Here is a 12,920-nt window from a genome sequence, read left to right on the forward strand (position 1 = left end):
TCATTGTTTTACATAATTTTTTGGGAGGAATAGACATGGAAAAACTTTGGGGTGGTCGTTTTCAAGGAAAAAGTGAACAGTGGATTGATGAATTTGGAGCATCGATTTCTTTCGATCAGAAGTTAGCAGAGCAAGATATTCTTGGTAGCTTAGCTCATGTCAAAATGTTAGGACATACAGGAATTTTAACTAAAGATGAAACTTCAGCAATTATTTCTGGTTTAGAAACTTTGCAGCAAAAATTAGCAGAAAATGAGTTACAGTTTACCATTGAAAACGAAGATATCCACTTAAATATTGAAACGTTGCTTCATCAAGAAATCGGTGCGGTTGCAGGAAAGTTACATACCGCTCGCAGTCGAAATGATCAAGTTGCGACAGATATGCATCTTTTTCTCAAGGAAACTGTTTTGGAATTAATCACCAAACTTCAGCAATTACGAACAACTTTGGTCAAGACAGCAGAAGAACATGTTGAAACAATTGCCCCTGGATATACGCACCTTCAACATGCACAACCAATCTCCTTTGGCCATCATCTGCTCGCCTATTATCAAATGCTGACCAGAGATACGGAACGCTTTACAGAAAGTTTAAAAAGGATTGATTTATCGCCACTGGGCAGCGCTGCACTGGCTGGAACTACCTTTCCAATCGACCGTCAATTTTCTGCAAAAGAATTAGGTTTTTCTGGTATTTATCAAAACAGCTTAGATGCTGTAAGTGATCGTGATTTTATCTTAGAATTCCTAAGTAACTGTTCCCTTTTAATGATGCACCTTTCGCGCTTTTGCGAGGAATTGATTTTATGGTGCAGTCATGAGTTTCAATTTGTTGAATTGACAGATACTTTCTCTACGGGAAGTTCTATTATGCCCCAAAAGAAAAATCCAGATATGGCTGAGCTCATTCGAGGGAAAACCGGGAGAGTTTACGGAAATCTTTTTGGTCTTCTAACATTGATGAAAGGTCTGCCTCTTGCATATAATAAAGATTTTCAAGAAGATAAAGAAGGTATGTTTGACTCAAGTGAAACAGTCCTAGCTAGTTTAACGATTATGGATGGCATGATTGCGACAATGAAAGTCAACCAATCACGTATGTACACCTCCACGCAAAAAGATTTTTCTAATGCAACAGAATTAGCCGATTATTTAGCTACCAAGGGAATCCCTTTCCGACAAGCGCATGAGATTGTCGGAAAACTTGTACTCCACTGCACACAAAAGGGCTGTTTTTTGCAGGATATTCCGCTAACTGAATACCAAGCAATCAGTTCATTAATTGAAGATGATATTTATGATACATTGCGCTCAGAAGTAGCCGTTAAAAGACGAACTTCTGAAGGTGGCACTGGCTTTGACCAAGTAAGAGCACAAATCAACCACGCATTTGCTCAATTAGCATCTGAATCCATTCACTTACCTTAAATTGTTCTGTTGAAAAGTTGTTATTATACATGGACGACCCACCTCATTCGCACAAAAAGACACGCGACTTATTCAAGCTGCGTGTCTTTTTTCTTCTATATTATAGAAATAAAAATTTAAGCATCGATTTCTGGTGCTTTTCCAAGGTGTGCTTGGATCATCCAGATGCGTTTTTCAGTTGCTGTTTTAAATTCGATAAAGATATCTTGTGTAGGATCGTCGCCTTCTTCACCAGAAACTTCAATTCCTTTTTGGTAAAGATCAGCTAAATAACGATAATTTTTCACTAACGTTTCTAAACGTTCTGGAATAGTACGATCCCAGCGTCCCACTTCGTCAGAAATTTTTGTATTGTCTGCAAACTCACGTAATGTTGAGTAAGGTGCGCCATCAAGCGTGATCAAACGTTCTGAGATTTCATCTAATTGATCATTCAGATCATCCATGAATTCGTCCATCATTGGGTGCAAAGTAAGAAAACCTGGACCTCTCATGTACCAATGTGTTTGATGCACCACAACAGACATTTGGCTTAAATCTGCAACTAATTGGTTCAATACTTCTTTTGTTTTTGGAAATTTCATTTTGTTACCTCCCTACATTTATTTACATATAAAATCATAGTCAATTTTCAATTAAATGTACACTAAAACCAATTACCTGAGAATGATTTTCATCCCAATCAATGTTCAACTAAAAATTTTTCTGTGTAACTGCCGAAAAAACAAATGATATATCATTTGTTTTTTCGATAATTTTAATTAAATAATTTTCTGCGTTTCATTTTACGTATTTCATTTTAGAAAGGGGCAAATCAGATGATACTTCATTTTATTATCGGTAGTTGTTTCGGATCATTTTTTTGTTTAATTGCACAGCGGCTTCCCGTTAACGAATCCATTCTATCACCTGGCTCACATTGTAATCACTGTCAAACACGCTTGGTCTGGTATGAACTGATTCCTTTATTCTCAATACTTTGGCAAAAGTTTCGTTGCCGCTATTGCCATTGTAAATTGTCAATCAGTTATTTTTCAGCTGAGACACTTTGCGGAGCTTTATTTAGCTGGCACTTTTACTTTTATCCGTGGGAGTTTCTTCCTTTATTTTGGATTAGCACAGCTTTTCTGTTAAGCCTAATGGATGTCTTTTATCTACTGATTGATTCGTTACTTCTTTATCTTTTTTGGGGAGTCCTGTGGTTTTCATGGCTTTTGACTGCCAGTTTTCACTGGGAGAGTGTCATCCTCGTCGTTTTTGTTATGTGCTTGCTTTTAGCATTTGTACCTAGGTCGTTAGGAATAGGTGATTGCTTACTGTTGATCTGTTGGAGCGGCGGATTATCAGTTGCCTCTTTGGCTCAACTATTATTTATTGCGAGCTTACTAGGCGTGACGTTCTTCATTTTCTATTATTTACGTTACCAGAAACAACTCGTTCAACTTCCCTTCATTCCTTTTTTAACTATGGGATTAATAATTGTTTTAAGCAGTCCATAAATAAAAAACGATGCCCAGAGCCATCGCTTTTTACTTACAGCTATACAAAACAGAAATTCTTTTCATTATTTTTTAGAAATCTTATCTGTCCAATTTTTTCGGATAAAACCAGCACGGCCTGAACCTTCACGATATAAATTATAATGTACACGATTTTTTTTATAATAATCTTGATGATATTCTTCTGCTGGGTAAAAGGGAGCTCTTGGTTCAATTTTAGTTACAATTGGTTGCTCAAATCGACCACTCGCTTCCAATTGCTGCTTAGACTCCTCTGCTAGTTTTTGTTCTTCCTCATTCCCATAATAAATAACTGGTCGATAGGAGTCTCCTCGATCAGCAAATTGCCCGAAAGCATCCGTTGGGTCTGTCTGTTGCCAATAAGTGTCCAGTAATCGTTCATAACTGATTACTTCAGGATCGTATTCAATTTCTACAGCTTCCGTATGTCCTGTTGTACCCGTTGTTACTTGTCCATAAGTTGGATTTGGAACGTGTCCGCCAGTATAACCAGAAGTGACCGAAATAATTCCTGGTTGCGTATCAAAAGGTTTTACCATGCACCAAAAACATCCGCCAGCAAAAATTGCTGTTTTCGTTTTACTTGTCATTTTAAGTCATCTCCTTTTCTTTATCATACTCATTTCTCAGAAAAGGGACATTATTTTGCTTGAAACAATGGCGCACAAAGTCTTATTTGTTTTACCCTCTAGGGGTATATTCCAAAAGATGTACGCTACTCTTCTTCACAAATAATAGAAACTAAGTTTTCCACATGTGGAAATTCTATTTCTATTTTTATTTATTGTTCTTGTGGATATTTCTGTCTGTTTCTAGCTCCTTTTTTATCCACAAAGTACAAAAGAGGTCGAACGTCAAGACGTTCGACCTCTTTTTATTTCAATCCAAAATTCTCAAGTGAATGATTTATTTTGTTTGATTATTGTTCATTGCATCTTCAGCAGCCATTTGTGCTTCAATATCAGAGATACTGTACACATTTTCGCTAGCCACACCAACTTCTTTTGGTTCCATATCACGGTAACGTTGCATACCAGTACCAGCTGGGATGATTTTACCGATGATAACATTTTCTTTCAAACCAAGAAGCGGATCTTTCTTACCGCGAATTGCAGCATCCGTCAAGACACGAGTTGTTTCTTGGAATGACGCAGCAGATAAGAAGCTGTTTGTTTCCAATGAAGCTTTTGTAATACCTAGCAAGACTGGACGAGATGTCGCAGGGACACCACCAGCAACTAAAGTATTGTAGTTTTGATCTTTGAAGTCTGCAATATCCATTAAAGTACCTGGTAAAATTTCTGTGTCACCTGGGTCCATTACGCGAACTTTACGTAACATTTGACGTACCATTACTTCAATATGTTTATCGCCGATTTCTACCCCTTGCATACGGTACACGCGTTGTACTTCACGCAATAGATAATTTTCAACAGATAAAACATCACGAACTTGCAACAATTGTTTAGGATCGATTGAACCTTCTGTTAATGGAGCACCACGATGGATCATATCGCCTTCAGCGACTTTCATACGTGCTGTATAAGGTACAGTGTACGTACGAGTATCTGTTTTACCTTTAATTGTTACTTCTTTTGTACGTGTTGCAGGATCTTCTGAGATATCAATAACATCACCAGTTACTTCAGTAATCACAGCTTGTCCTTTTGGATTACGTGCTTCAAAAATTTCTTGGACACGAGGAAGACCTTGAGTAATATCATCTCCGGCAACCCCACCTGTATGGAACGTACGCATTGTTAACTGTGTACCTGGTTCACCGATTGATTGAGCAGCGATTGTACCAACTGCTTCACCTACTTCAACATCAGAACCAGTTGCAAGGTTACGTCCATAACAATGTTTACATACACCATGTTTTGTATTACATGTGAATACTGAGCGAATCGTTACAGTTTCAACGCCAGCATCAACGATTTGTTTTGCGATATCTTCAGAAATTAATTCATTTCCTTCAATAATTAGTTCGTCTGTTTCAGGGTTACGGATTTCTTTACGAGTGTAACGTCCAATTAAACGATCTTCTAATGATTCAATGATTTCATTTCCTTCACGAATTGCACGAATTTCAAGACCACGATCAGTACCACAATCTTCTTCACGGATGATGACATCTTGCGCTACGTCAACTAAACGACGAGTCAAGTAACCTGAATCGGCTGTCTTCAAGGCAGTATCGGTCATCCCTTTACGAGCCCCATGGGTTGAGATAAACATTTCTAAGACAGATAGTCCTTCACGGAAGTTTGAAATGATTGGCAATTCCATGATTCGACCATTCGGAGCGGCCATCAATCCACGCATACCAGCAAGCTGAGTAAAGTTGGAGATGTTACCACGAGCTCCAGAATCAGACATCATGAAGATTGGATTTTTTGCTTCCAAACCTTCCATCAGTTTTTGTTGGATTTCATCTTTGGCAGCATTCCAAACAGCGATTACGCGTTCATAACGTTCGTCATCTGTAATTAGACCACGACGGAATTGTTTTGTAATTGTTTCAACTTGTTTGTGTGCATTTTGGATAATTCCTTGTTTTTCTTCAAGAACACTGATATCCGCAATCCCTACAGTAATACCTGCATGAGTTGAATGTTTGTACCCTAAGTCTTTCATACGGTCAAGCATCTTAGATGTTTCAGTGACTTTAAAACGTTTGAAGACTTCAGCAATGATATTTCCTAAGTTTTTCTTCTTGAATGGCAAGATCAATTCTTGTTCTTTGATGTGTGCAGGAATATCTGTACCCGCTTCAACAAAGTATTTATCTGGCGTTTGAACAGTTAAGTTAAAGTCAGTTGGTTCATTCAAGTAAGGGAACTCTTGTGGCATGATTTCATTAAAGATAATCTTACCAACAGTAGTAATCATTGTGCGTTCTTTTTGCCAATCAGTAAATGGTTTGTCACCTAATGTGTTAGGGTTCACACCAATACGTGAGTGTAAATGAACGTAGCCGTTACGCCATGCAATCACAGCTTCATTTTGATCTCTGAAGACCATTCCTTCGCCTTCACGACCTTCTTCTTCCATAGTTAGGTAATAGTTACCTAAAACCATATCTTGAGAAGGTGTTACAACTGGTTTACCGTCTTTTGGATTCAAAATATTTTGTGCAGCAAGCATTAACATACGTGCTTCAGCTTGCGCTTCTTCATTCAATGGAACATGGACAGCCATTTGGTCTCCATCGAAATCGGCATTGTAGGCTTCACAAACAAGTGGATGCAAACGAATTGCACGTCCTTGGACCAATACTGGTTCAAACGCTTGAATACCAAGTCTGTGAAGTGTAGGTGCTCGGTTAAGTAATACTGGGTGTTCTTTGATTACGTCTTCTAAAACATCCCAAACTTCATCTTCTTGACGTTCGATTTTACGTTTTGCATTTTTGATGTTTGATGCAAGTTCACGTTGGACTAATTCACGCATTACAAATGGTTTGAACAATTCGATAGCCATTTCTTTTGGAAGACCACATTGATACATTTTTAAGAAAGGACCAACAACGATAACTGAACGACCTGAATAGTCAACACGTTTACCTAGTAAGTTTTGGCGGAAACGACCTTGTTTCCCTTTTAGCATATGAGAAAGAGATTTCAATGGGCGGTTACCTGGTCCAGTAACTGGACGGCCGCGACGACCATTGTCAATCAATGCATCAACTGCTTCTTGCAACATACGTTTTTCATTTTGAACAATGATTCCTGGTGCGTTCAAATCTAATAAACGTTTCAAACGATTGTTACGGTTGATTACTCGACGATACAAATCGTTTAAATCACTTGTTGCAAAACGTCCACCTTCTAATTGAACCATTGGACGTAAATCTGGAGGAATAACAGGAATAACATCCATAACCATCCAGCTTGGTTCATTTCCAGAGGCACGGAATGCTTCTAAAATATCTAAGCGGCGAATAGCACGTGTACGTTTTTGTCCTTGTGCTGATTTTAATTCTTCTTTTAATTCTGCAACTTCTGCATCCAAATCAACATTATCTAGTAATTGTTTGATTGCTTCCGCACCCATTGCAGCTTGGAATTCTTGACCATACTGTTCACGTTTTTCACGATATTCACGTTCAGTCAATAATTGTTTCTTCTCTAAATTAGTATTACCTGGTTCGATAACTACATAAGAGGCAAAGTAAATGATTTCTTCTAATGCGCGTGGACTCATGTCTAAAACAAGACCCATACGTGAAGGAATACCTTTAAAGTACCAGATATGTGAAACAGGAGCAGCTAATTCAATGTGACCCATACGTTCACGACGAACTTTCGAGCGAGTAACTTCTACTCCACAACGGTCACAAACAATTCCTTTATAACGGATACGTTTGTATTTTCCGCAGGCACATTCCCAGTCTTTTGTAGGACCAAAAATCCGCTCACAGAACAACCCTTCGCGTTCAGGTTTTAAGGTACGATAGTTAATCGTCTCAGGCTTTTTAACTTCGCCGTAAGACCAGCTTCTGATTTTTTCGGGAGAAGCCAAACCTATTTGCATACTTTCGAATTTATTTACATCGATCAAAAGGGGTTCCCTCCATTTCGTTTAATGGCAAAACCACAAGGCGGCTGATCATCGACCGCCTCGCAGCCCATAGACCGGATTAGTCTAATTTATCTTCTGCAGTTTCAAAGTTTTGAATCGCATCTTCATGCACTTCTTCAACTTGTTCTGCAGCTTGTTTTTCTAATTCTTTTGCAGATTGTTGTTCAGCAAATTTTGTTAAAGCATCTACTGTAATCAAATCATCATCTTCGTCATCCATGTCGCGTAATTCGATTTCTTCGTCTTGGATATCTAAGACACGCATGTCTAAACCTAATGATTGTAATTCTTTAACTAATACACGGAATGATTCTGGTACACCAGGTTTTGGAATTGGTTCGCCCTTAACGATTGCCTCGTATGTTTTCACACGACCAACAACATCATCTGATTTGTATGTCAAGATTTCTTGTAGGGTATAAGCAGCACCATAAGCTTCCAGTGCCCAAACTTCCATTTCCCCAAAACGTTGTCCACCAAATTGAGCTTTACCACCCAATGGTTGTTGTGTAACCAATGAGTAAGGTCCAATTGAACGAGCATGTAATTTATCATCGACCATGTGGGCAAGTTTAATCATATACATAACCCCAACAGACACACGTCCATCAAAAGGTTCCCCAGTACGTCCATCATAAAGAACTGTTTTAGCATCGCTAGCCATACCAGCTTCACGAACTGTTGCCCAAACATCTTCATCAGTCGCGCCATCAAATACAGGAGTCGCTACGTGGATTCCTAATTGACGTGCAGCCATACCTAAGTGTAATTCTAATACTTGTCCGATGTTCATCCGAGATGGTACCCCTAATGGATTCAACATGATATCGATTGGTGTTCCATCAGGTAAGAATGGCATATCTTCTTCTGGCATAATACGGGATACAACCCCTTTATTACCATGACGACCGGCCATTTTATCCCCTTCATGAATTTTACGTTTTTGAACGATATAAACACGAACGAGCATGTTAACACCTGGTGACAATTCATCGCCAGCTTCACGAGTAAAGATTTTTACGTCGTGAACGATTCCGCCACCACCATGTGGTACACGTAATGAAGTATCACGAACTTCACGAGCTTTTTCGCCAAAGATTGCATGTAGCAAGCGTTCTTCTGCTGATAATTCAGTTACACCTTTTGGAGTGACTTTACCAACAAGTAAATCGCCATCTTGAACTTCCGCACCAATGCGGATAATGCCCATTTCATCTAAGTCTTTCAAAGCGTCTTCCCCAACGTTAGGGATTTCGCGAGTAATTTCTTCAGGTCCTAATTTTGTATCACGAGCTTCTGATTCGTACTCTTCAATATGAATTGAAGTATAAACATCATCTTTTACAAGACGACGGCTCATGATAATCGCATCTTCATAGTTGTAACCTTCCCAAGTCATGAAACCAACTAAAACGTTTTGTCCTAGCGCCATTTCACCTTGTTCCATAGAAGGTCCATCTGCTAAAGTATCACCTTTTTCAACGCGTTCACCTAAAAGGGCGATTGGGCGTTGGTTATAACTTGTTCCAGAGTTTGAACGACGGAATTTTGTTACAACATATTTATCTAATGCTCCGTTATCACGACGAACACGGATTTCTGAAGCATCTACATACTCAACGACACCGTCATGTTTACACAATAATGCAGCACCTGAGTCATGCGCAGATTTATATTCCATACCAGTACCAACCCATGGTGATTGCGGATTGATCAATGGAACAGCTTGACGCTGCATGTTGGCACCCATCAAGGCACGGTTGGAGTCATCGTTTTCCAAGAAAGGAATACATGCTGTCGCAACAGCAACTACTTGCTTAGGAGAAACGTCCATGTAGTCAACTTTATCAATAGAAACTTCTAAGTTTTCACTTTGTGCACGAGCCATTACAACGTCTTCAGCAAATGTACCATCTTCATTTAGAAGGCTGTTTGCTTGGGCAACGATATAGTGGTCTTCAATGTCAGCAGTTAGGTAATCAATTTGATCAGTAACACGCCCTGTCGCGCGATCAACTCGGCGATATGGTGTTTCAATAAAACCAAACTTATTAACTTTTGCATAACTTGACAAACTGTTAATTAATCCGATATTCGGACCTTCAGGGGTTTCAATCGGACACATACGACCATAGTGAGAATAGTGAACGTCACGAACTTCATAACCAGCACGGTCACGAGTCAAACCACCAGGCCCTAAGGCTGATAGACGACGTTTGTGTGTTAACTCACCCAATGGATTTGTTTGGTCCATGAACTGTGATAGCTGTGAAGAACCAAAGAATTCTTTGATACTTGCTACAACCGGACGAATATTAATCAATTGTTGTGGTGTTAAAGTCTCTGTGTCTTGAATAGACATTCTTTCACGTACCACACGTTCCATACGAGCTAAACCAATACGGAATTGATTTTGTAATAATTCACCAACTGAACGGATACGACGATTACCTAAGTGGTCGATATCATCAACATTCCCGATATCTTCCATTAAGTTCAAGAAGTAACTCATTGAAGCAATAATATCTGCAGGACGAATTGTCTTAACAGCTGCTTCTGGGTAACCATTACCGATTACGTTAACTTCACGTTCTGGATCTTTTGGTGAAAAGACTTTGATCACTTGAACAGTCATTGGATCAGTTACTACACCGTCTTCAGATGGGTAATAAGTAACTGAGTTTAAGCCATTGTCAATAAATGGAGCTAATGTTTCCATCACTTGGTGAGTCAACACAGTTCCTTTTTCAACGATGATTTCACCAGTTTCTGGATCAACTAATGTTTCAGCTAATGTTAAGTTTAATAGACGTGTTTTTAAGTCTAATTTCTTATTTACTTTGTAACGACCAACATTTGCTAAGTCGTAACGTTTCGGATCGAAGAAACGAGCATTTAATAAGTTACGAGAACTATCTGCTGTTTTTGGTTCTCCTGGACGTAAACGTTCGTAAACATCTTTCAAACCTTCTTCTGTACGTGAATCACTTGCATTTTTGTGCAAGTCTTTTTCAATAGTGTTACGCAATGTTTCGCTATCGCCGAAGATTTCAAAAATCGTATCATCAGAACCAAATCCTAATGCACGAACCAAAACAGTCAAAGGAATTTTACGTGTACGGTCGATACGTACATAAGAAATATCTTTTGCATCAGTTTCCATTTCCAACCAAGCACCACGGTTAGGAATAACTGTTGAGCCAAAGCCTTCTTTTCCATTTTTATCTACTTTCCCATGGAAGTAAACACCTGGTGAACGAACTAATTGAGAAACAATTACACGTTCAGCACCATTGATAATAAATGTACCTTGTTCAGTCATTAGTGGGAAATCGCCAAAGAATACTTCTTGTGCTTTGATTTCACCTGTTTCACGATTTGTTAAACGCAAAGTAACATGTAATGGTGCAGAATAGTTAGCGTCATGTGCGCGAGCTTCTGCTACTGTATACTTAGGTTCCTTAAGTTCATAATCCACAAATTCCAAAGATAAATTGCCATTAAAATCATCGATTGGCAAAATGTCTTCAAACATTTCTCTAAGTCCTTCATCTAAGAACCATTGGTAAGAGTCTGTTTGAATTTCAATCAAATTTGGTAATTCCAACACTTCACTGATGCGTGCGAAACTTCTACGTTCGCGATGTTTTCCGTATTTTACTACGTGTCCAGCCAAGCTCTTCACCCCTCTAAAATGTCATTCAAAAAGACTACCCGACTAATTGTTACAAAAATATTTCAAATATTTTTTTTAGGTAACAACAGACATTTTTTGCGGCTTTTAGGCAAAAAAAAACCAAAAATAGAACAATCTCTTGAAAACTTACTTTCGTGAGCTCCTACTTTTGTTTCTCTTATAAAGCCGAAACGGACAATATTTCGTTTCTGCCTTTCATTCATCAGATAGTTTTTGCAACTTCATATAATACACGTATTTCGTACAAAAGTCAACCTCTCATCGCTTACCTCACTTGCTTTCGCAACCTTTTCTTAATTTTTCATCTACTACCAATTTTTTTCATTGTTCACTTTTGTGTTGACAGACCAAACCTCCTTTGCTAAGATTGAGAAAATTCATTTTGTGGAGGAACTACTATGATTACTAATCGAATAACACCAACACAACTGAATAACTTTTACTTTAGCTACTTTAGATAGGTTTGTATTCATCATGATGGATACAAACGTTAAACAACTTGTTTGTATCTATGATGGCTAAAGAACTTTGTATTACGCAAAAAGCCACGTAGACATTACGCTAAGTGGCTAAGCAAAGAAAATACAAAGTATTTCTGGTACCATACTTTTCTATTTATTTTCTCGCTTTTTCGAATCCATTTAGACGTCATGTCTGAATGGATTTTTTTGTTTCTTAAAACTAAGGGGGAAATCAAATGAAAAAGAATGTATTAATTGGACTTGGACTAACAGTATTACTTGCACTAGGCGGCTGTGCTCAAAAAAGCGAAGCAAAAAATGGCGATGAAGAAATGAAAACCGTTGGCGTACTTCAACTTGTACAGCATAATTCACTCGACGATTCCTATAAAGGATTCAAAGAAGGCTTGTCAGAAGGTGGCTACGTTGAAGGTAAAAATTTAACGATTGACTATCAAAACGCTCAAAACAATCAGGATAACTTGAAAAGCATGAGCGAAAAATTAGTCAAAGAAAAACCTGATTTATTATTGGGGATTGCAACACCTGCTGCCCAATCATTACTAAATGAAACAACAACTATTCCAATTACTGTTACTGCGGTGACTGATTTAAAAGAAGCAAAACTAGTTTCTTCCAACAAAGAACCTGGCGGGAACGTCACTGGAACTTCTGATATGGTTCCAATCAAAAAACAAATTGATTTATTACTAAGCATCGTTCCTAGCGCTAAAAAAATCGGAATCATGTACAACAACGGTGAAGCAAACTCTAAGCTTCAAGGCGATCTTGCTCAAAAAGAATTAGAAAAAGCGGGAATCAAAGTAAAAGTCTTAACTGCCAACTCCACCAACGATGTTCAACAAGTAACGAAAAGTTTAGCCAAAGATGTTGATGGTATTTATATTCCAACAGACAATACATTTGCTAGTGCCGCAAGTGTCGTTGGTGAAGTCGCAAAAGAAACGCAGACCCCTGTCGTCGCTGGTTCAGCTGCACAAGTAAAAGAAGGCGGACTTGCAACTGTCGGCATTGATTATGAAAAACTTGGAAAACAAACTGGAATCATGGCTGCAAAAATTCTTGATGGAAAAGCAACACCCGACTCACTTCCTGTCGAATCTGCAGACGATTTAGAACTAGTTGTGAATGAAAAAATGGCAGATGCTTTAGGGATTGATCCTTCCAGCATCAAAGTAGCCGAATAGCAGACAATAGGAGGAACAAA

The 12,920-nt window shown here is 38.5% G+C and carries 7 protein-coding genes and 1 pseudogene; 4 read left to right on the forward strand and 4 right to left on the reverse strand.

Annotation, left to right across the window (positions count from 1 at the left end):
- Window positions 1-35: 35 nt before the first annotated feature.
- Window positions 36-1,430, forward strand: coding sequence for an argininosuccinate lyase (gene argH / locus RV17_RS11165; RefSeq protein WP_067484484.1), 1,395 nt, complete (start codon window positions 36-38; stop codon window positions 1,428-1,430).
- 116 nt (window positions 1,431-1,546) lie between these two features.
- On the opposite strand, the gene RV17_RS11170 is transcribed toward argH, so the two are convergent.
- Window positions 1,547-2,014, reverse strand: a complete 468-nt coding sequence (locus RV17_RS11170) for a Dps family protein (RefSeq protein ID WP_067484481.1) — start codon at window positions 2,012-2,014, stop codon at window positions 1,547-1,549.
- Between the two features lie 234 nt (window positions 2,015-2,248).
- On the opposite strand from RV17_RS11170, the pseudogene RV17_RS13695 reads away from it, so the two are divergent.
- Both RV17_RS13695 and RV17_RS13700 read left to right on the forward strand, forming a co-directional pair.
- Window positions 2,249-2,497, forward strand: a pseudogene (locus RV17_RS13695) (prepilin peptidase); the annotation flags it as partial.
- Between the two features lie 252 nt (window positions 2,498-2,749).
- On the forward strand, window positions 2,750-2,929 hold the full coding sequence (locus RV17_RS13700) for a hypothetical protein (protein WP_231885459.1): 180 nt from the start codon (window positions 2,750-2,752) through the stop codon (window positions 2,927-2,929).
- A 65-nt stretch (window positions 2,930-2,994) separates the two neighbouring features.
- On the opposite strand, the gene msrA is transcribed toward RV17_RS13700, so the two are convergent.
- From msrA to rpoB, 3 genes are all read right to left on the reverse strand, one after another.
- Window positions 2,995-3,540, reverse strand: a complete 546-nt coding sequence (gene msrA, locus RV17_RS11180) for a peptide-methionine (S)-S-oxide reductase MsrA (protein WP_071869251.1) — start codon at window positions 3,538-3,540, stop codon at window positions 2,995-2,997.
- Between the two features lie 316 nt (window positions 3,541-3,856).
- A complete protein-coding gene (gene rpoC / locus RV17_RS11185; RefSeq protein ID WP_067484475.1) occupies window positions 3,857-7,513 on the reverse strand; it encodes a DNA-directed RNA polymerase subunit beta' in 3,657 nt (1,218 codons plus the stop codon).
- 79 nt (window positions 7,514-7,592) lie between these two features.
- The gene (rpoB, locus tag RV17_RS11190; RefSeq protein WP_082904101.1) at window positions 7,593-11,210 is read right to left on the reverse strand and encodes a DNA-directed RNA polymerase subunit beta; all 3,618 of its coding nucleotides are present in this window, start codon (window positions 11,208-11,210) and stop codon (window positions 7,593-7,595) included.
- 718 nt (window positions 11,211-11,928) lie between these two features.
- Here rpoB and RV17_RS11200 point away from each other — a divergent pair.
- The gene (locus RV17_RS11200) at window positions 11,929-12,900 is read left to right on the forward strand and encodes an ABC transporter substrate-binding protein (protein WP_071869252.1); all 972 of its coding nucleotides are present in this window, start codon (window positions 11,929-11,931) and stop codon (window positions 12,898-12,900) included.
- Window positions 12,901-12,920: the final 20 nt, after the last annotated feature.

Source organism: Enterococcus thailandicus (assembly GCF_001886265.1).
In the GTDB taxonomy this organism is placed as follows: domain Bacteria; phylum Bacillota; class Bacilli; order Lactobacillales; family Enterococcaceae; genus Enterococcus_B; species Enterococcus_B thailandicus.

Bases quoted from the DNA above. Each gene is read 5' to 3' on its own strand.
- msrA (WP_071869251.1), bottom strand. From the start codon at position 3,540: ATGACAAGTAAAACGAAAACAGCAATTTTTGCTGGCGGATGTTTTTGG.
- RV17_RS11200 (WP_071869252.1), top strand. From the start codon at position 11,929: ATGAAAAAGAATGTATTAATTGGACTTGGACTAACAGTATTACTTGCA.
- RV17_RS11170 (WP_067484481.1), bottom strand. From the start codon at position 2,014: ATGAAATTTCCAAAAACAAAAGAAGTATTGAACCAATTAGTTGCAGAT.
- argH (WP_067484484.1), top strand. From the start codon at position 36: ATGGAAAAACTTTGGGGTGGTCGTTTTCAAGGAAAAAGTGAACAGTGG.